The sequence below is a fragment of the Candidatus Symbiopectobacterium sp. NZEC135 genome, assembly GCF_025962695.1.
Genome location: NZ_JAGFPF010000045.1, coordinates 17,086 through 33,074, shown reverse-complemented (window position 1 = coordinate 33,074; position 15,989 = coordinate 17,086). Strand labels below are relative to the sequence as shown.

Below are 15,989 nucleotides of genomic sequence, written 5' to 3'. Positions count from 1 at the left end.
TCGCGTTCGGCTTTTCTGTTTTACTTCTTACTGTTACCACAACCGCGTGTCGCTGTTGCCGTGTCAGTGGAGGCGCAGTATAGGGATTTCCGCGCAGGCTGCAATAGGTATTTTGAATAAAATTGACTGTTTGCTGAATTCCACAGCAAAACCCCACTTTATACCCACTTTTGCACAATGTTATCCACAAATGAGATTCTCCCTAAAATTAGACGAGCATCACGCAAACGTTTTCGCTACAATTCTCCCGCGCAAAATTACCGCACCAGAACAGAATAGGAATGCGGTTTTATCCAGATAAAGGATAAAAACAGCAAAACTTCATTCATATACTGTTCTTTTATGCCTATCCAAAGCCAAGGGATACATCACCATGTCACAACCTCGTCCTATCCGCCGCGCTTTACTCAGCGTTTCTGACAAAGCCGGTATTGTCGAATTTGCTCAGGCGCTTTCTCAACGTGGCGTGGAGCTGCTTTCCACTGGCGGTACTGCCCGCCTGCTGGCTGATGCCGGCTTGCCCGTTACTGAAGTGTCCGACTATACGGGCTTCCCAGAGATGATGGATGGTCGCGTTAAAACCCTGCACCCGAAAGTACACGGCGGGATCCTGGGTCGTCGCGGCACGGATGACGCCATCATGGCAGAACATGACATCAGCCCCATCGATATGGTGGTGGTAAACCTGTATCCCTTCGCACAAACGGTAGCTCGCCCCGATTGCTCACTGGCAGATGCCGTCGAAAATATCGATATTGGCGGCCCAACCATGGTGCGTTCCGCCGCCAAGAACCATAAAGATGTGGCTATCGTGGTAAAAAGCAGTGACTACACCGACATCATTAACGAACTGGATGCCAATGCGCGTTCGCTGACGTTGGAAACCCGCTTCAATCTGGCGATTAAAGCGTTTGAACACACCGCGGCCTACGACAGCATGATCGCCAACTACTTTGGCACGATGGTTCCTCCTTATCATGGAGAGACTGATAAGCCGGCTGGCCACTTCCCGCGCACGCTGAACCTGAACTTTATCAAGAAGCAGGACATGCGTTACGGCGAGAACAGCCATCAGCAAGCCGCCTTCTATATTGAAGAGGCGCTGAAAGAGGCCTCCGTTGCGACAGCAGAGCAGTTGCAGGGCAAAGCGCTGTCTTACAACAATATTGCCGATACCGATGCGGCGCTGGAGTGCGTAAAAGAGTTCGCTGAGCCGGCCTGCGTTATCGTGAAACATGCCAACCCCTGTGGCGTTGCTATTGGCGAGTCGATTCTGGCGGCCTACGAGCGCGCCTACAAAACCGACCCCACCTCTGCGTTTGGCGGCATCATCGCGTTTAACCGCGAATTGGACGAAGCCACCGCGCAAGCGATCATCAGCCGTCAGTTTGTGGAAGTGATCATCGCGCCCTCAGCCAGTGCCGCGGCATTGAAAGTAACAGCGGCAAAACAGAACGTGCGCGTCCTCATTTGCGGCCAATGGCAGCAACGCGTCTCCGGGCTGGATTTCAAACGCGTCAACGGCGGTCTGCTGGTACAGGATCGCGATCTGGGCATGGTTGATGCGAGTCAACTGCGCGTTGTCACAGAGCGCCAACCGACAGAAACCGAACTGCGCGATGCGCTGTTCTGCTGGAAAGTCGCGAAGTTCGTCAAATCCAATGCCATCGTCTATGCCCGTGATAATATGACTGTCGGCATCGGTGCAGGACAGATGAGCCGCGTTTATTCCGCAAAAATCGCGGGAATTAAAGCCGGTGACGAAGGATTGCAGGTTGAAGGCTCCGTGATGGCTTCTGATGCCTTCTTCCCGTTCCGCGACGGTATCGATGCCGCCGCCGCCGTTGGCATCACCTGTGTGATTCAGCCGGGGGGTTCCATTCGTGATGACGAGGTTATCACTGCCGCTAACGAACACGGCATTGCCATGATCTTCACCGACATGCGCCATTTCCGCCACTAATTCAGGATATGACACAGATGAACATTTTAATCATTGGTAATGGCGGGCGCGAACACGCGCTGGCGTGGAAAGCCGCCCAGTCGCCGCTGGCAGAGAATGTCTATGTCGCGCCCGGTAATGCGGGTACGGCACGCGAACCTGCGCTGCAAAACGTGGCGATCTCCGCGACCGATATTCCAGCACTGGTTGCTTTCGCGCAGGAAAAACAAATTGGTTTGACGATCGTCGGCCCGGAAGCACCGCTGGTAATTGGCGTGGTTGATGCTTTCCGTGCTGCGGGTCTGACGATTTTTGGCCCGACGCAGGCTGCTGCACAGTTGGAAGGCTCCAAGGCCTTTACCAAAGATTTCCTGGCGCGTCAGCAGATCCCCACGGCGTTCTACCAGAACTTCACCGAGGTTGAACCTGCGCTGGCCTATGTGCGCAAGCACGGCGCGCCTATCGTCATCAAGGCTGACGGTCTGGCAGCAGGCAAAGGCGTTATTGTTGCCATGACGCTGGAAGAAGCAGAAAACGCGGTTCAGGATATGCTGGCAGGCAATGCGTTTGGCGATGCCGGGCACCGTATCGTCATCGAAGAGTTTCTGGAAGGGGAAGAGGCCAGCTTTATCGTCATGGTCGATGGCGACAACGTATTGCCCATGGCCACCAGCCAGGACCACAAACGTGTGGGCGACAAAGACACCGGCCCGAATACGGGCGGCATGGGTGCCTACTCTCCTGCCCCGGTGGTGACCGATGAGATTCACCAGCGCGTGATGGATCAGGTGATTTGGCCGACCGTGCGTGGCATGAAAGCAGAAGGAAATACCTATACCGGTTTCCTGTATGCCGGGTTGATGATCGATGACGCGGGCCAGCCTAAGGTGATCGAATTCAACTGCCGCTTTGGCGATCCGGAAACGCAACCGATCATGATGCGCCTGCGCTCGGATCTGGTTGAGATGTGTCTGGCAGGTTGTGAAGGCAAACTGGATCAGACAACGTCTGTCTGGGATGAGCGTCCAGCGTTAGGTGTGGTGATCGCGGCAGGCGGTTACCCTGGTGACTACGCTTGTGGCGATGTCATCAGCGGCTTACCACAAGAAGAAGCGGAAGACAGCAAGGTATTTCAGGCTGGTACCGCACTGCGCGGCGATGACGTCGTCACCAACGGTGGGCGCGTACTGTGCGTGACCGCCTTGGGTGGCACTGTCGCACTGGCGCAACAGAAAGCGTATGAGGTTGCCAAAGGTATCCGCTGGAACGGCAGTTTCCACCGCAATGATATCGGCTACCGCGCCATTGCACGCGAGCAGAATCAGTAAGCACTGCCAAGACAAAAAAGCCGGAGTAATCCGGCTTTTTTATTGATACGCCACAGGTTGTCTAACGTCTTCACTATTCGCTGAAAAACGGCTTCCACTGACACAAATCTTCCTCAGCCACCAGCAGCAGTTGCGTTCCCGCAGGGGCATCCAACCACGCCACGCGCAGCGTGACATCGGGGCGATGCTGCCGCTGTTCTGCTATCCATCTCAGCGAGAGCAGATCAAAATCAGGGCTGACGTTCTGTCCATCACAGGTGAGCACGCGATTGCCCTGCAGCACCCCCTGACGCAGTTTCACACTGCCAGTGCGTAACACCTCGCTGAGTTCCAGCACCCGCTTGGCATCAAACTGAAACAGCGCAATCTCATCTTCAGACACGCTTTCACGCCGATCGTCGAGCTGCCGTTGCATAAAGCTCACCGCGCCATCGTCAGCAAAGCGAAGATGAAGGCTTTCCGGATGATCACCGCGATAACTGCGCTTAATTTCACGCAGGTGGTCTTGAACAAACAGGTAACGCGTTTCCACCCCGTGCAGATTGGGCCACAGGTTATCATCCTGCAACGCATTGGAGAGCGTGACTAACTGCGTGCTGTGTTGTTGACTGTCATCCTTGCGCCACACGCGCACCACCGCACGGTCGCCTACATAGCCAGTGGCGAACGTCGTTGGCGGTGGCGAGTGGCTGGCGCAGGCGGTGATCAATCCGGCAATAGCCACCGTACCCAGCCTGCGCCACAAAAGCAAAAGGGGCGCTAACGCCCCTTTGCTTGAATCCTTCACTGGCATTCGCTTATTTAACAGCGTCTTTCAGTGCTTTGCCCGCAACAAATGCCGGGACATTCGCCGCAGCGATTTTGATTTCTTTACCCGTTTGCGGGTTGCGGCCAGTGCGCTCGTTACGATGGTTCACTTTAAACGTACCAAAACCCACTAATTGTACTGCATCGCCTGCTTTCAGAGACTCAGTTACCGCGGCCAGAGTGGCTTCTAACGCTGCTTTAGCCTGAGCCTTGGACAGGTCAGCTTTGTCTGCAATCACATCAATCAGTTGAGTCTTATTCATAAGTTATCCTTACAGTGTGTTTATCGCTTGCTTAGCATCGAGTGCGACGGATATGCTCAAAAGCACTCTCCTGCATACACGCACCGACAGCCACTTTTTTTACGCCCCCCAAATGTAGACCAGACAGGGGGCGGATGTGAAGCCCTTCAACTTGTCATTTAGGGCCTTAAATCACGTTTTATCGCCTTATTGGCCTAAATTTATGCCAATATTGCTGCTTCCCGCTTCCCGCAGGTCGGCGCGCAGCCCTTTAATCAATTCCAAATCACGCTCTTCACAGGCCGCCAGCAACCGAAAAATCTCCCACTGGATATCCCATTCTTCTTCAATCGCGGGCAACGTGTAGAGTTCTTCGTCCGTCATTTCACGGCCGGCTTGCGTCATTTCCAGCATCGCTACCGTGCGAATGGAGGTTTCACTAATGGCAATCGCATGCTCAAGCGTGGCACCACTCAGTTGCGAATGAATCAGCTCACCCAATGCAATGCACGCGTCAATGGCCGGATAGACACCGTATAAATCGTAATCATCCGCGGAGGGAATGGCGTCTTCCCATTTCTCCAGTTGGCTGTCGAAATTGACCTTGGCTTCTTTCACCACCAGCACTTCCCACACCAAATCAAGGATGCGGCGATACAACTGCGCATCACCAAACTCGGTCTGGCGGCAGAATTCATAATAGTTCGGATACATCCGCTCGCAAAGGCAAGCCATAAAAGTCACGTGCTGCCAGCTTTCCAGCTTCTCCAGCCGCAGGTGAATCGGATTACGTAACATCGTCGACGCTCATTATTTTTAATGGCAGGCAGTGTACCTGAAAATGTTGCCTTGCCCTATGCCTGAATTCTTAAACTTACCGCATCCCGCCTGCATTACTGCGGATTTTCACGCAGCCAGCGTTGAAAGGCTGGCCGCTGTGAGGCAACGGCGTCCGCCCAACGCGTAGGTTCAGGTAAACGATAGCCCTGCTGGCAGCGTTTTACCCACATCAGCGCGCTGTTCAAGCTCACTCGATGGCCGGTTGAGATAAACAGCGGATTACAGCGTGCCTTGCTACGCCATACCCAGCCAATCTGTTCGTCATGGTCCATCAGCGCGCTTTGGCTGCCGAGTGTCTCAGACAGCGGGGCACTCTGACCACACAGCCGTTTTTTAGCCACGCCAATGGTCGGGACATCCACCAATAACCCAAAATGGCTGGCAACGCCCAGCCGCCTGGGGTGTGAAATACCGTGACCGTCAACAAACAGCAAATCAGGCTTCTGCGCCAGCTGTTCCCACGCGGCTAACAAGCCTGGGCACTCACGAAAAGAGAGCAATCCCGGCACATAGGGCATTACCGTCGGAATACGGGCAATCTGGTACTCAACCAGCTGAAGTGAAGGGTAATGCAATATCGCAATCGCCGCCCGCGTCACCGTTCCCTCTTGCTCGAACCCGACATCAGCCCCGCCAATAAACCTGGGCTCGACGAAGGGCAGACTGTCAACACGCACGATCTCCTGCGCCCGCCGATTCTGCTCCGCTTTCAATGCTTGCGTATCCATCAGCCTACTCCTTAAGGCACGTTCAATCCTGATGAGGGCGATTATTGGTGGAACGGGCGCGACAAGCGATGCACTGCATCTACAAAGGCACCAGCATGTTCCGGTGGCACATCCTGATGAATCCCGTGCCCCAGATTGAACACGTGACCATTCCCCTGACCGAACGCGGTCAAAATCGTCTCAACTTCTTGCTCGATACGCGCGGGTGGCGCATAGAGCATTGACGGGTCCATATTGCCTTGCAGCGCCACCTTGTCCCCAACTCGCGCACGCGCCTCGCCGATATCCGTGGTCCAATCCAGCCCCAGCGCATCACACCCTGTCGCGGCCATCGCTTCCAGCCACTGCCCACCGCCTTTGGTAAACAGCGTCACCGGTACGCGCCGCCCTTCATGCTCACGTAACAGACCATCTACGATTTTGTGCATGTAGTGCAGTGAAAACTCACGGTAATCGCGACCGCTCAGCGCACCACCCCAGGTGTCGAAAATCATCACCGATTGCGCACCCGCCTTGATCTGCGCATTCAGATACAGAATCACGCTGTCAGCCAGCTTATCCAACAACAGGTGAAGCGTCTGTGGCTCGGCAAACAGCATTTTCTTGATAACCGTAAACGCTTTACTGCTGCCGCCTTCCACCATATAGGTGGCTAGCGTCCAGGGACTGCCGGAAAAACCGATCAAGGGTACCGCACCGGCCAGTTCGCGGCGAATGGTGCGAACCGCATCCATCACGTAACCCAGTTCTTGTTCAGGATCGGGAACGGGCAAGCGCGCCACATCCGCAGCAGTTCGAACCGGATGCGTAAAGCGCGGCCCTTCCCCGGTTTCGAAATAGAGCCCCAATCCCATCGCATCCGGCACGGTGAGGATATCGGAAAACAGGATTGCAGCATCCAGTGCATAGCGCCGCAGCGGTTGCAGCGTGACTTCGCAAGCCAGTTCTGGATTTTTGCACAGCGACATAAAGTCACCCGCCTGTGCGCGCGTTGCTTTGTACTCCGGCAAATAGCGGCCCGCCTGGCGCATCATCCATACCGGCGTAACATCAACAGGTTGGCGCAGTAGCGCGCGCAGATAGCGATCATTTTTCAGGTCTGGCATGCGGTGTCCTTTTGTCATCCTGGAAGAGGGTCAAAACGCGATAACGAAACAAGTGGCGCGAAGTGTAGCACGCCAGCGGCGCTATTCCTGTCCATCGCGGCACAGTACCACGGTGTCTTCAATCAAACGTCTCGCGACTGTACCCGGCGGCGGGAGAATCGGCAGTTGATCGTAGCGGAACCAGCCCGCATCTCTGAGTTCTTTGGGGTCGTGGCGCAGGTCACCGTCGGCATACTCCGCCATGAACGCCATCATCAGCGAATGCGGGAATGGCCAAGGCTGTGAGCTGATATAGCGCAGATTTTTAATACGAATATTGCTCTCTTCCATCACTTCACGAGCGACCGCCTGTTCGAGCGTTTCGCCCACTTCCACGAACCCCGCCAGCACGGTATACATATTGCCGCGGTGACGCTGATGCTGCGCCAGCAAGATCTCTTCGCCACGCCGGATCGCCACGATCACGCACGGGGCGATTTGCGGGTAATAACGCTCTTTACACTGCGGGCACAAGCATGCCAGCTCCGTTTTGCTGTGCACCATTTTCTGTCCGCAATAGCCGCAAAACTGGTGCGAACGATAAAACTCGGCGAGTTGCACACCGCGCCCTGCCAGTTGAAACAGCGCCACGTCTTCATCCAGCAGTTGGCGTACAGAATCCATCTGCGACGTTTTCTGGTGACTGACCAGCCACACGCATTCCCCCTGCCACTCCCCTATCTGGCGTCCAACAATGCCTTCCAATCCGCACTGCGCCGCGGTGCCATGCGGGAGTTTCCCTTCGGGTAGCCACACTTGACTCTCATGGCTGACCACCCACCATCCATGCTCATCACCTTTTAATGTTTGTTCCATATCTTTTCTATTGCTCCACAGACACTTCACTGGCATTTTAACTGTCAGGGATATGGCAGAATTTTATCGTCACCGATTGTTCTTTCTTATCAATGCACGGAGTCAACAATGTTAAACCAATTACAAAGTCTGACTGAGTACGTTGGTGGCAATAATGCGTTAATCGACCAATGGCTACAAGCGCGCAAGCAACTTCTGGTTGCTTACTATCATCTGGTCGGCATTAAGCCAAACAAAGATAAACACACCCCGCTCGATGAGCAGGCTTTGGATGATTTTTGCCACAACCTTGTGGACTATCTTTCCTCCTGCCATTTCCATGTCTATGAGCGCATCGTGCAAGAGGCGGTTGCACTGAGCGATCAAAAGCTGGCGCAAACGCACCGTCTGTCGCTGGCGTTACAGGCCAATACGCAATTCATTATGGATTTCTACGACAGCAGTCTGGCGGCTGCTATCGATCACGATAATTGCATCGGGTTTCAACAAGCGCTATCAAGCGTCGGTGAAGCCATGGCGGAACGCTTTGCCCTGGAAGATCGGCTGATTCGTCTGGTCATAGAGAAAGAATAACGCCATCGCCCCACCTTACATTTTGACAGCGCCTCTCAGACGCCCTAAAGTGTCATCGATAGCCTCATTGTCATGGGGTTATTGCCCCGTAAACGGTTTCTATGCCAATTACCGGGCGTATCTTGTCGGAGTGCCTAGCGTGTTTATGTCCTACATAAACCGCAGGCTGAGACCGTTTATTCGGGATCCGCGGAACCTGATCAGGTTAAAACCTGCGAAGGGAACAAGAGTAATCCATTCTGTTTTGTCACCGTTATCACCGCCATGTCGTTACCGGCATAGCGCGTAAAATCGGGGCCAAGGCAACCATAATTACTCCCTGCGAGCTCCAGACAAGCATTTTTCCTTAACCATAATTCAGGAACATGCTATGCCTCAATCACCCGCTACAACACCTAAAACCCCGTCTGGCCGTCGTGAAAAGCGCGAAGCCGCCGAGACGTTTATTCATAACCTGCGCGGCACCACTTTCCCTAACTCCACGCGTATCTACCTTACCGGATCGCGCAGTGATATCCGCGTACCGATGCGGGAAATCACTCTTAGCCCAACGCTGTTAGGTGGCGACAAAGACAATCCCCGCTATGAACCTAACGAAGCCGTGCCGGTATATGACACGGCGGGGCCGTATGGCGATCCCGACGCACGGCCGGACGTGCGTACCGGGTTGGTCAAACTGCGTGCCGATTGGATTGCAGAACGTAACGACACCGAGCCACTTTCTGGCGTCAGTTCCCGTTTTACCCAGCAGCGATTGGCGGATGCCGGGTTGGATCACCTACGCTTTGAACAGTTGCCGCAGCCCAAACGCGCCCAGTCAGGCAAGTGCGTCACGCAGTTGCACTATGCGCGCCAAGGGATCATCACGCCGGAAATGGAGTTTATCGCTATCCGCGAGAACATGGGGCGTGAGCGCATTCGCAGCGAAGTGCTGCGCCACCAGCACCCAGGACAAAGCTTTGGCGCGATCCTGCCGGACAACATCACTCCGGAATTTGTGCGCCAGGAAGTCGCCGCAGGCCGTGCCATCATCCCGTCCAACATCAATCACCCCGAATCTGAACCGATGATTATCGGGCGCAATTTTCTGGTCAAGGTAAACGCTAACATCGGCAACTCGGCGGTCACCTCGTCTATCGAGGAAGAGGTGGAAAAGCTGGTCTGGTCCACGCTGTGGGGGGCAGATACGGTGATGGATCTCTCCACCGGACGCTATATTCACGAAACCCGTGAGTGGATCCTGCGCAACAGCCCGGTCCCCATTGGTACCGTTCCTATTTATCAGGCGCTGGAGAAGGTCAATGGCGTGGCGGAAAACCTCACGTGGGAAATGTTCCGCGATACGCTGCTTGAGCAAGCAGAGCAAGGGGTTGATTACTTCACCATTCACGCGGGGGTGCTGCTGCGCTATGTGCCAATGACCGCACAACGCCTGACCGGCATCGTATCGCGTGGCGGCTCCATCATGGCGAAGTGGTGCCTGTCGCACCATCAGGAGAACTTCCTCTACGTCCACTTCCGTGAAATCTGTGAGATTTGTGCGGCCTACGACGTTGCCCTGTCGCTGGGCGATGGCTTGCGTCCCGGCTCCATTCAAGATGCCAACGATCAGGCACAGTTTGCCGAGCTGCATACCCTGGGTGAATTGACCAAAATCGCCTGGGAATATGACGTGCAAGTGATGATTGAAGGGCCGGGGCATGTGCCGATGCAGATGATTCGCCGCAACATGACCGAAGAGTTGGAGCACTGCCACGAAGCGCCGTTCTATACATTGGGGCCGCTGACCACCGATATTGCCCCCGGTTATGACCACTTCACCTCCGGTATCGGGGCCGCGATGATTGGCTGGTTCGGTTGTGCCATGCTCTGCTACGTCACGCCGAAAGAACACCTTGGGCTGCCCAACAAAGAGGATGTGAAGCAAGGGCTTATCACCTACAAGATCGCCGCACATGCCGCCGATCTGGCGAAAGGACACCCCGGTGCGCAGATCCGCGATAACGCCATGTCCAAAGCGCGCTTTGAGTTTCGTTGGGAAGACCAGTTCAATCTGGCACTCGACCCGACGACCGCACGCGCCTATCACGATGAAACTCTGCCGCAAGAATCCGGCAAAGTTGCACACTTCTGTTCCATGTGCGGCCCCAAATTCTGCTCGATGAAAATTTCGCAGGAAGTGCGTGAGTACGCAGCGAAAAATCCCGCCCCTGCCGTGGAAGCGCAACCGATTGAAGTCGGCATGGCAGAGATGTCGGCCCAGTTCCGAGCGCGCGGCAGCGAGCTCTATCACAGCGCCACGACGCTGCTCGGGGAGGAAGCCAAATGAATCCGGCATTTCCCGCGACCGCACCGCAGCTCGGGCTTTATCCGGTGGTCGACAGCGTGACCTGGATCGAACGCCTGCTCAGTGCTGGCGTAAAAACCATCCAGTTACGCATTAAGGACAACACCGCAGAACAAGCCGAGACCGCCATCATGCAGGCCATCGCGCTCGGACAGGATTATCAGGCTCGCTTGTTTATTAACGATTTTTGGCAACTGGCCGTCAAACATCGGGCATACGGCGTGCATCTGGGTCAGGAGGATCTGGATAGCGCCGATCTGGAGGCGATCCGCAATGCGGGGCTACGTTTGGGCATTTCCACCCACGACGACGTGGAACTGGCTCGCGCTGTAGCGCTCAAACCGTCTTATATCGCCCTCGGGCATATCTTCCCGACCCAAACCAAAGAGATGCCCTCCACCCCACAGGGCGTGAGCGAACTGAAGCGCCACATTGATGCACTGCAAGGGCGTTTCCCTACCGTGGCCATCGGCGGCATCAGTATTGACCGCGTGCCAAGCGTGCTGGCAACCGGCGTCGGCAGCATTGCGGTGGTCAGCGCAATCACACAGGCCGCTGACTGGCGTCAGGCCACCGCCACCCTGCTCAACCTGATTGAAAATCAGGAGGGTCATGATGCTTAACGATCCGGCACTGAGCGATCAAGAGTTCTTACGCTACAGCCGTCAATTGCTGCTGGAAGATATCGGCCCGCAAGGACAAGAAAAGCTGAAAAAATCTCGCGTGCTGCTGGTCGGCATGGGGGGACTAGGCGCGCCCGCCGCGCTCTATCTCGCTGCCGCAGGGGTCGGCACTTTGACGATCGCCGATGACGACCAACTGCATGTTTCCAATCTACAACGGCAAATCCTCTATCGCACGCAGGATATTTCTCGCCCCAAGGCTACGCTCGCCAAGCAGCAACTCTTGGCGCTCAACCCGTTAACCGAGGTGATAACGCTCACCGAGCGGCTGGCAGGGACAGCCTTACAGCACGCGGTTCAACAGGCCGATTTGGTGCTGGATTGCAGTGACAACATGACCACGCGCCACGCGGTGAACGCCGCTTGCGTTCAGCAGCAAACGCCGCTGGTCAGCGGCAGTGCGGTTGGCTTTAGCGGACAGTTACTGGTGCTAACGCCTCCTTACTCGCACGGTTGTTACGCCTGTCTCTATCCAGAAGCGACAGAACCGCAGCGCAACTGCCGCACCGCCGGTGTGCTCGGTCCGGTGGTCGGTGTCATCGGCACGCTTCAGGCACTGGAAGCCATCAAGCTACTGGCAGGGTTGCCTTCTGCACTCAGCGGCAAGCTGCGCCTGTTTGATGGCAAACAACAGAGCTGGCAAACCTTTCAGTTAAGCCGCTCGGCGTGCTGCCCAGTCTGTAAGGATATCGCAGCATGAACATCACGCTGAACGACACCCCCATGGCGTGCGATGAGGGCATTACGGTGGAAACCCTGCTGGCGGGGTTGGATCGCTTGCAGCCCGGTACGGCGCTGGCGATAAACCAGACCATTGTGCCGCGTGACGAATGGGCGACACGGCCCGTTTGCTCAGGCGACGATATTCTTCTTTTTCAGGCTATCGCAGGGGGTTGATATGTTGCAGATTGCCGATACACGCTTTTCTTCTCGGTTATTAACCGGAACGGGTAAATTCGCCACCGCCGAACTGATGCACGCGGCGTTGCAGGCGTCAGGCTCTCAGTTAGTCACGCTGGCCATGAAACGCGTTGACCTGAAAACCGGTAATGATGCCATTTTCGCACCGCTCAAGCAGCTTGGTGTGAAACTGTTGCCCAACACCTCAGGAGCGAAAACCGCAGATGAAGCCGTGTTCGCCGCACGACTGGCACGCGAAGCGCTGGGCACGCATTGGCTGAAACTGGAAATTCACCCCGATGCCAAATACCTGTTGCCCGACCCGATTGAAACCCTGCGCGCCGCTGAGCGTCTGGTCAAAGAAGGTTTTGTGGTGCTGCCTTACTGCGGCGCGGACCCGGTGCTGTGCAAGCGGCTGGAAGAGGCGGGTTGTGCTGCCGTGATGCCGTTAGGTGCGCCCATCGGCTCCAATCAGGGGCTGCAAACCCGCGATTTCCTGCGCATCATTATTGAGCAGGCCACCGTACCCGTTGTGGTTGACGCAGGTATTGGTGCACCCAGTCACGCCACCGAGGCGCTGGAAATGGGGGCCGATGCGGTGCTGGTTAACACGGCGATTGCCGTGGCGCGCGACCCAGTGCAGATGGCCCACGCCTTTCGTTTAGCGGTAGAAGCGGGCGAACGGGCACGTCAGGCCGGGTTAGGCCAACGCCAGCACGTGGCAAGCGCCACCAGCCCGCTGACCGGCTTTCTTCATCAGATAACCGCGGAGGTGCAATCATGACGCGCGCTTTTCGTACCCGCTGGGAGCAGCTCGATTGGGATGCCATCACACTCGATATCAACAGCAAAACCGCCCACGATGTGGAACGGGCTCTCTGCGCAACCACGCTCTCCCGTGACGATATGATGGCGCTGCTTTCCCCGGCAGCGCTGCACTATCTGGAGCCGCTGGCCGCACGGGCTCAGCAGCTTACCCGGCAACGCTTCGGTAATACCGTGGGTTTTTATGTTCCGCTTTATCTGTCGAACCTGTGCGCCAATGACTGCACCTACTGCGGTTTCTCCATGAGTAACCACATCAAACGCAAAACCTTGAACCAAGAGGAAATCCTGCACGAGATTGCCGCTATTAAAGCGCTGGGGTTTGACAACCTGCTGCTGGTCACAGGGGAGCATCAACGTAAAGTTGGCATGGATTACTTTCGCGAAATGTTTCCCGTGATTCGACCACACTTCAGCGCGCTGATGATGGAAGTGCAGCCGATGGCGCAAGAGGAGTACGCGGAGCTGAAAACGCTGGGGCTGGACGGCGTGATGGTTTATCAGGAAACCTACCATCCGGTGACCTATCAGCAACATCACCTGCGCGGTAACAAGCAGGATTTTCATTGGCGACTGGATACACCGGATCGCTTGGGCCGTGCCGGGATCGACAAGATCGGACTCGGCGCGTTGATTGGCTTATCGCACAGTTGGCGCACTGACTGTTATATGGTGGCGGAGCATCTGCTGTATTTGCAGCAAACCTACTGGCAGAGCCGTTACTCCATCTCGTTTCCGCGCCTGCGACCCTGTGCGGGCGGTATCACGCCCGCGTCGATCATGGACGAAGCGCAGTTACTGCAAGTCATTTGCGCATTCCGCCTGCTGGCTCCCGACGTGGAATTGTCGTTATCTACCCGAGAATCCCCCTATTTTCGCGATAACGTGGTGCCTATTGCTATCAACAGCGTCAGCGCATTCTCCAAAACGCAGCCGGGCGGCTATGCAGACGATCGTTCCGAATTGGAGCAATTTGCCCCCCATGATAACCGCCGCCCAGAAGCCGTCGCACACGCGATCGCACTGGCTGGGCTGCAACCGGTCTGGAAAGACTGGGATGGGTATTTGGGAAGGCAGTCGCATCATCAACATAACGCTGAATAAAGGGGTAAATAATGCTACTATTCGGCGATAAAATGGCCGGACCATGCACCCTCGGTTTATCTTTCACTACGTAAAGTGATGACGTTGACGACCTCGATGCGTCAACCGAAACCGGATTGTTCCATTCGGTTTTGCCCCCTCTGCCGATACAGGGTGGTGTTATCGCCCTGTATCGGTCCTTCTTCGGCATATACTTAGTGGTCGCTCACTGTATCTTCATGCAGCAGGCGTTCTGCCTGCTCGCCAATCACGCGTAGCATCTGCTGCATCTCATCGGTGAGCGGCAGACCGTAGTGCACGCGCATACAGTTGCGGTATTTGCCGGACGCAGAGAACAACGAGCCAGAAGCTATCTGGATACCGGACTGGCGTAGCAGGCTATTCAACCGCAATGTATCAAAGGTTTCAGGAAACTCAATCCACATCAGGAACCCGCCTTGCGGTCGGCTGACACAAATTCCGCAGGGAAAATAGCGCCGCACCCAGCAGGTGAACGTATCGAGATTGCTTTTGTAGTATGCGCGCATACGACGCACGTGAGGCTGGTAGTGACCCTGACGAATAAACTCCGCCACGGCTAACTGGGTATGGGTAACGGCATAGCCCGTGCTGGTGTATTTGGTGTGCAGCACGCGCTCCAGATAGCGTCCGGGTGCAATCCATCCCACACGTAACCCAGGCGCCACACTTTTGGAAAATGAACTGCACAGCAACACTCTGCCATCATTATCAAAGGATTTGATGGTACGCGGCCGTGGGTACTCGTATGCCAACTCGCCGTAGGCGTCATCTTCAATGATGGCAATATCAAACTGTTGCGCCAGCACAATTAGCGCCTTCTTGCGCGCATCCGGCATATAAAAGCCGAGCGGGTTATTACAGCTTGGCACCAGCATCACCGCTTTTATCGGCCACTGCTCCAGCGCCAGTTGCAAAGCTTCCAGGCTGATGCCCGTCACGGCATCGGTGGGGATTTCCACCACTTTTATTCCCAAACCACGCAAGGTTTGCAGCGTACCGGGAAAGGTGGGTGACTCCACCGCCACAATATCCCCTTCGCGACACAGGGTACGTAATGCGGTAAACAACGCCTCCTGGCAGCCCGTGGTGATCACGATGTCTTCTGCCGCCAGTTGGCAATCGCTGTCCAGCGCCAGTCGCGCAATTTGCTCGCACAGTTCCGGCACGCCATACATATTGCCGTAATTCAATATCCGCAGATCTTGTCGCTGACAAAAGCGCGTCAGGGATTTCCATAAAGGTTTAACCGAGGACTGGCTGACATCCGGCCCGCCGCCGCCCAGATTGTACAGGTTACGTTCCGGGTTGGGGTTGAACAGCTCACGCACAGAATCCCATTGACTGATTTCGACCGGACGCTGCGCAGGACGGGTTAAGCCCGGCACCGGCGGGTGTGCTTTGCGCGGCGCAACGTAATAGCCAGAACGAGGCTGAGGCAAAATAAGCTGTTGGGATTCCAGTACATGGTAGGCCTGTTGCACGGTGCTGATACTCACGCCGTGTTCCTGGCTGAGCGCACGCACGGAGGGCAAACGCTCCCCGTTTTGGTACAACCCCTGTTCAATGCGCTGCGCCAAAAGCGCGGCAAGATGCTGGTAACGCGTCATAAGTATCCTTGCTGCGCCATGCGTCAGCGAAAAAACCAGTACAGATAGAGGCAAAAAAGGCCATTCAGTTGCAACATGGCG

General features: G+C 55.7%; 16 protein-coding genes and 1 riboswitch. Of the genes, 9 read left to right on the top strand and 7 right to left on the bottom strand.

What is annotated here, in order from left to right; genetic code table 11:
- The first annotated feature begins 373 nt into the window (after positions 1 to 373).
- The gene (gene purH / locus J5224_RS18120) at positions 374 to 1,963 is read left to right on the top strand and encodes a bifunctional phosphoribosylaminoimidazolecarboxamide formyltransferase/IMP cyclohydrolase (protein WP_264626680.1); all 1,590 of its coding nucleotides are present in this window, start codon (positions 374 to 376) and stop codon (positions 1,961 to 1,963) included.
- A 17-nt stretch (positions 1,964 to 1,980) separates the two neighbouring features.
- On the top strand, positions 1,981 to 3,270 hold the full coding sequence (gene purD / locus J5224_RS18115) for a phosphoribosylamine--glycine ligase (protein ID WP_264626679.1): 1,290 nt from the start codon (positions 1,981 to 1,983) through the stop codon (positions 3,268 to 3,270).
- A 73-nt stretch (positions 3,271 to 3,343) separates the two neighbouring features.
- Here purD and J5224_RS18110 read toward each other — a convergent pair whose 3' ends face one another.
- From J5224_RS18110 to nudC, 6 genes are all read right to left on the bottom strand, one after another.
- Positions 3,344 to 4,063: a DUF1481 domain-containing protein gene (locus J5224_RS18110; RefSeq protein WP_264626678.1), complete on the bottom strand. Its 720-nt coding sequence runs from the start codon at positions 4,061 to 4,063 to the stop codon at positions 3,344 to 3,346.
- A 4-nt stretch (positions 4,064 to 4,067) separates the two neighbouring features.
- Positions 4,068 to 4,340, bottom strand: a complete 273-nt coding sequence (gene hupA, locus J5224_RS18105; RefSeq protein ID WP_264626677.1) for a nucleoid-associated protein HU-alpha — start codon at positions 4,338 to 4,340, stop codon at positions 4,068 to 4,070.
- 186 nt (positions 4,341 to 4,526) lie between these two features.
- The gene (locus tag J5224_RS18100) at positions 4,527 to 5,117 is read right to left on the bottom strand and encodes a YjaG family protein (protein ID WP_222158914.1); all 591 of its coding nucleotides are present in this window, start codon (positions 5,115 to 5,117) and stop codon (positions 4,527 to 4,529) included.
- A gap of 95 nt (positions 5,118 to 5,212) precedes the next feature.
- Positions 5,213 to 5,890 carry a deoxyribonuclease V gene (nfi, locus tag J5224_RS18095; RefSeq protein WP_264626682.1) on the bottom strand — a complete coding sequence of 226 codons (678 nt, stop codon included), beginning with the start codon at positions 5,888 to 5,890 and terminating at the stop codon, positions 5,213 to 5,215.
- 38 nt (positions 5,891 to 5,928) lie between these two features.
- Positions 5,929 to 6,993: a uroporphyrinogen decarboxylase gene (gene hemE, locus J5224_RS18090; RefSeq protein ID WP_264626676.1), complete on the bottom strand. Its 1,065-nt coding sequence runs from the start codon at positions 6,991 to 6,993 to the stop codon at positions 5,929 to 5,931.
- Between the two features lie 81 nt (positions 6,994 to 7,074).
- Positions 7,075 to 7,848: an NAD(+) diphosphatase gene (gene nudC / locus J5224_RS18085; protein WP_264626675.1), complete on the bottom strand. Its 774-nt coding sequence runs from the start codon at positions 7,846 to 7,848 to the stop codon at positions 7,075 to 7,077.
- Between the two features lie 108 nt (positions 7,849 to 7,956).
- Between nudC and rsd the strand changes: the two genes are divergently transcribed.
- The 7 genes from rsd (at position 7,957) to thiH (ending at position 14,280) form a co-directional block, all read left to right on the top strand.
- Positions 7,957 to 8,421 carry a sigma D regulator gene (gene rsd / locus J5224_RS18080; protein WP_264626674.1) on the top strand — a complete coding sequence of 155 codons (465 nt, stop codon included), beginning with the start codon at positions 7,957 to 7,959 and terminating at the stop codon, positions 8,419 to 8,421.
- Positions 8,422 to 8,537: 116 nt separating this feature from the next.
- Positions 8,538 to 8,661: riboswitch (TPP riboswitch) on the top strand.
- 130 nt (positions 8,662 to 8,791) lie between these two features.
- A complete protein-coding gene (gene thiC, locus J5224_RS18075) occupies positions 8,792 to 10,750 on the top strand; it encodes a phosphomethylpyrimidine synthase ThiC (protein WP_264626673.1) in 1,959 nt (652 codons plus the stop codon).
- The gene (gene thiE / locus J5224_RS18070; protein ID WP_264626672.1) at positions 10,747 to 11,391 is read left to right on the top strand and encodes a thiamine phosphate synthase; all 645 of its coding nucleotides are present in this window, start codon (positions 10,747 to 10,749) and stop codon (positions 11,389 to 11,391) included. Before thiC ends, thiE begins: the two co-directional genes overlap by 4 nt.
- Positions 11,384 to 12,151, top strand: coding sequence for a HesA/MoeB/ThiF family protein (locus J5224_RS18065; protein ID WP_264626681.1), 768 nt, complete (start codon positions 11,384 to 11,386; stop codon positions 12,149 to 12,151). The genes thiE and J5224_RS18065 overlap by 8 nt, the downstream gene beginning before the upstream one ends.
- Positions 12,148 to 12,348: a sulfur carrier protein ThiS gene (gene thiS / locus J5224_RS18060; RefSeq protein WP_264626671.1), complete on the top strand. Its 201-nt coding sequence runs from the start codon at positions 12,148 to 12,150 to the stop codon at positions 12,346 to 12,348. Before J5224_RS18065 ends, thiS begins: the two co-directional genes overlap by 4 nt.
- A 1-nt stretch (position 12,349) precedes the next feature.
- Positions 12,350 to 13,135, top strand: coding sequence for a thiazole synthase (locus tag J5224_RS18055; RefSeq protein ID WP_264626670.1), 786 nt, complete (start codon positions 12,350 to 12,352; stop codon positions 13,133 to 13,135).
- The gene (gene thiH, locus J5224_RS18050) at positions 13,132 to 14,280 is read left to right on the top strand and encodes a 2-iminoacetate synthase ThiH (protein WP_264626669.1); all 1,149 of its coding nucleotides are present in this window, start codon (positions 13,132 to 13,134) and stop codon (positions 14,278 to 14,280) included. Before J5224_RS18055 ends, thiH begins: the two co-directional genes overlap by 4 nt.
- Before the next feature lie 194 nt (positions 14,281 to 14,474).
- On the opposite strand, the gene J5224_RS18045 is transcribed toward thiH, so the two are convergent.
- Positions 14,475 to 15,908: a PLP-dependent aminotransferase family protein gene (locus J5224_RS18045; protein WP_264626668.1), complete on the bottom strand. Its 1,434-nt coding sequence runs from the start codon at positions 15,906 to 15,908 to the stop codon at positions 14,475 to 14,477.
- Positions 15,909 to 15,989 lie beyond the last annotated feature (81 nt).

Bases quoted from the DNA above. Each gene is read 5' to 3' on its own strand.
- J5224_RS18100 (WP_222158914.1), bottom strand. From the start codon at position 5,117: ATGTTACGTAATCCGATTCACCTGCGGCTGGAGAAGCTGGAAAGCTGG.
- purH (WP_264626680.1), top strand. From the start codon at position 374: ATGTCACAACCTCGTCCTATCCGCCGCGCTTTACTCAGCGTTTCTGAC.
- J5224_RS18045 (WP_264626668.1), bottom strand. From the start codon at position 15,908: ATGACGCGTTACCAGCATCTTGCCGCGCTTTTGGCGCAGCGCATTGAA.
- J5224_RS18110 (WP_264626678.1), bottom strand. From the start codon at position 4,063: ATGCCAGTGAAGGATTCAAGCAAAGGGGCGTTAGCGCCCCTTTTGCTT.
- hupA (WP_264626677.1), bottom strand. From the start codon at position 4,340: ATGAATAAGACTCAACTGATTGATGTGATTGCAGACAAAGCTGACCTG.
- hemE (WP_264626676.1), bottom strand. From the start codon at position 6,993: ATGCCAGACCTGAAAAATGATCGCTATCTGCGCGCGCTACTGCGCCAA.
- thiE (WP_264626672.1), top strand. From the start codon at position 10,747: ATGAATCCGGCATTTCCCGCGACCGCACCGCAGCTCGGGCTTTATCCG.
- thiC (WP_264626673.1), top strand. From the start codon at position 8,792: ATGCCTCAATCACCCGCTACAACACCTAAAACCCCGTCTGGCCGTCGT.
- J5224_RS18055 (WP_264626670.1), top strand. From the start codon at position 12,350: ATGTTGCAGATTGCCGATACACGCTTTTCTTCTCGGTTATTAACCGGA.
- thiS (WP_264626671.1), top strand. From the start codon at position 12,148: ATGAACATCACGCTGAACGACACCCCCATGGCGTGCGATGAGGGCATT.
- purD (WP_264626679.1), top strand. From the start codon at position 1,981: ATGAACATTTTAATCATTGGTAATGGCGGGCGCGAACACGCGCTGGCG.
- rsd (WP_264626674.1), top strand. From the start codon at position 7,957: ATGTTAAACCAATTACAAAGTCTGACTGAGTACGTTGGTGGCAATAAT.
- J5224_RS18065 (WP_264626681.1), top strand. From the start codon at position 11,384: ATGCTTAACGATCCGGCACTGAGCGATCAAGAGTTCTTACGCTACAGC.
- thiH (WP_264626669.1), top strand. From the start codon at position 13,132: ATGACGCGCGCTTTTCGTACCCGCTGGGAGCAGCTCGATTGGGATGCC.
- nudC (WP_264626675.1), bottom strand. From the start codon at position 7,848: ATGGAACAAACATTAAAAGGTGATGAGCATGGATGGTGGGTGGTCAGC.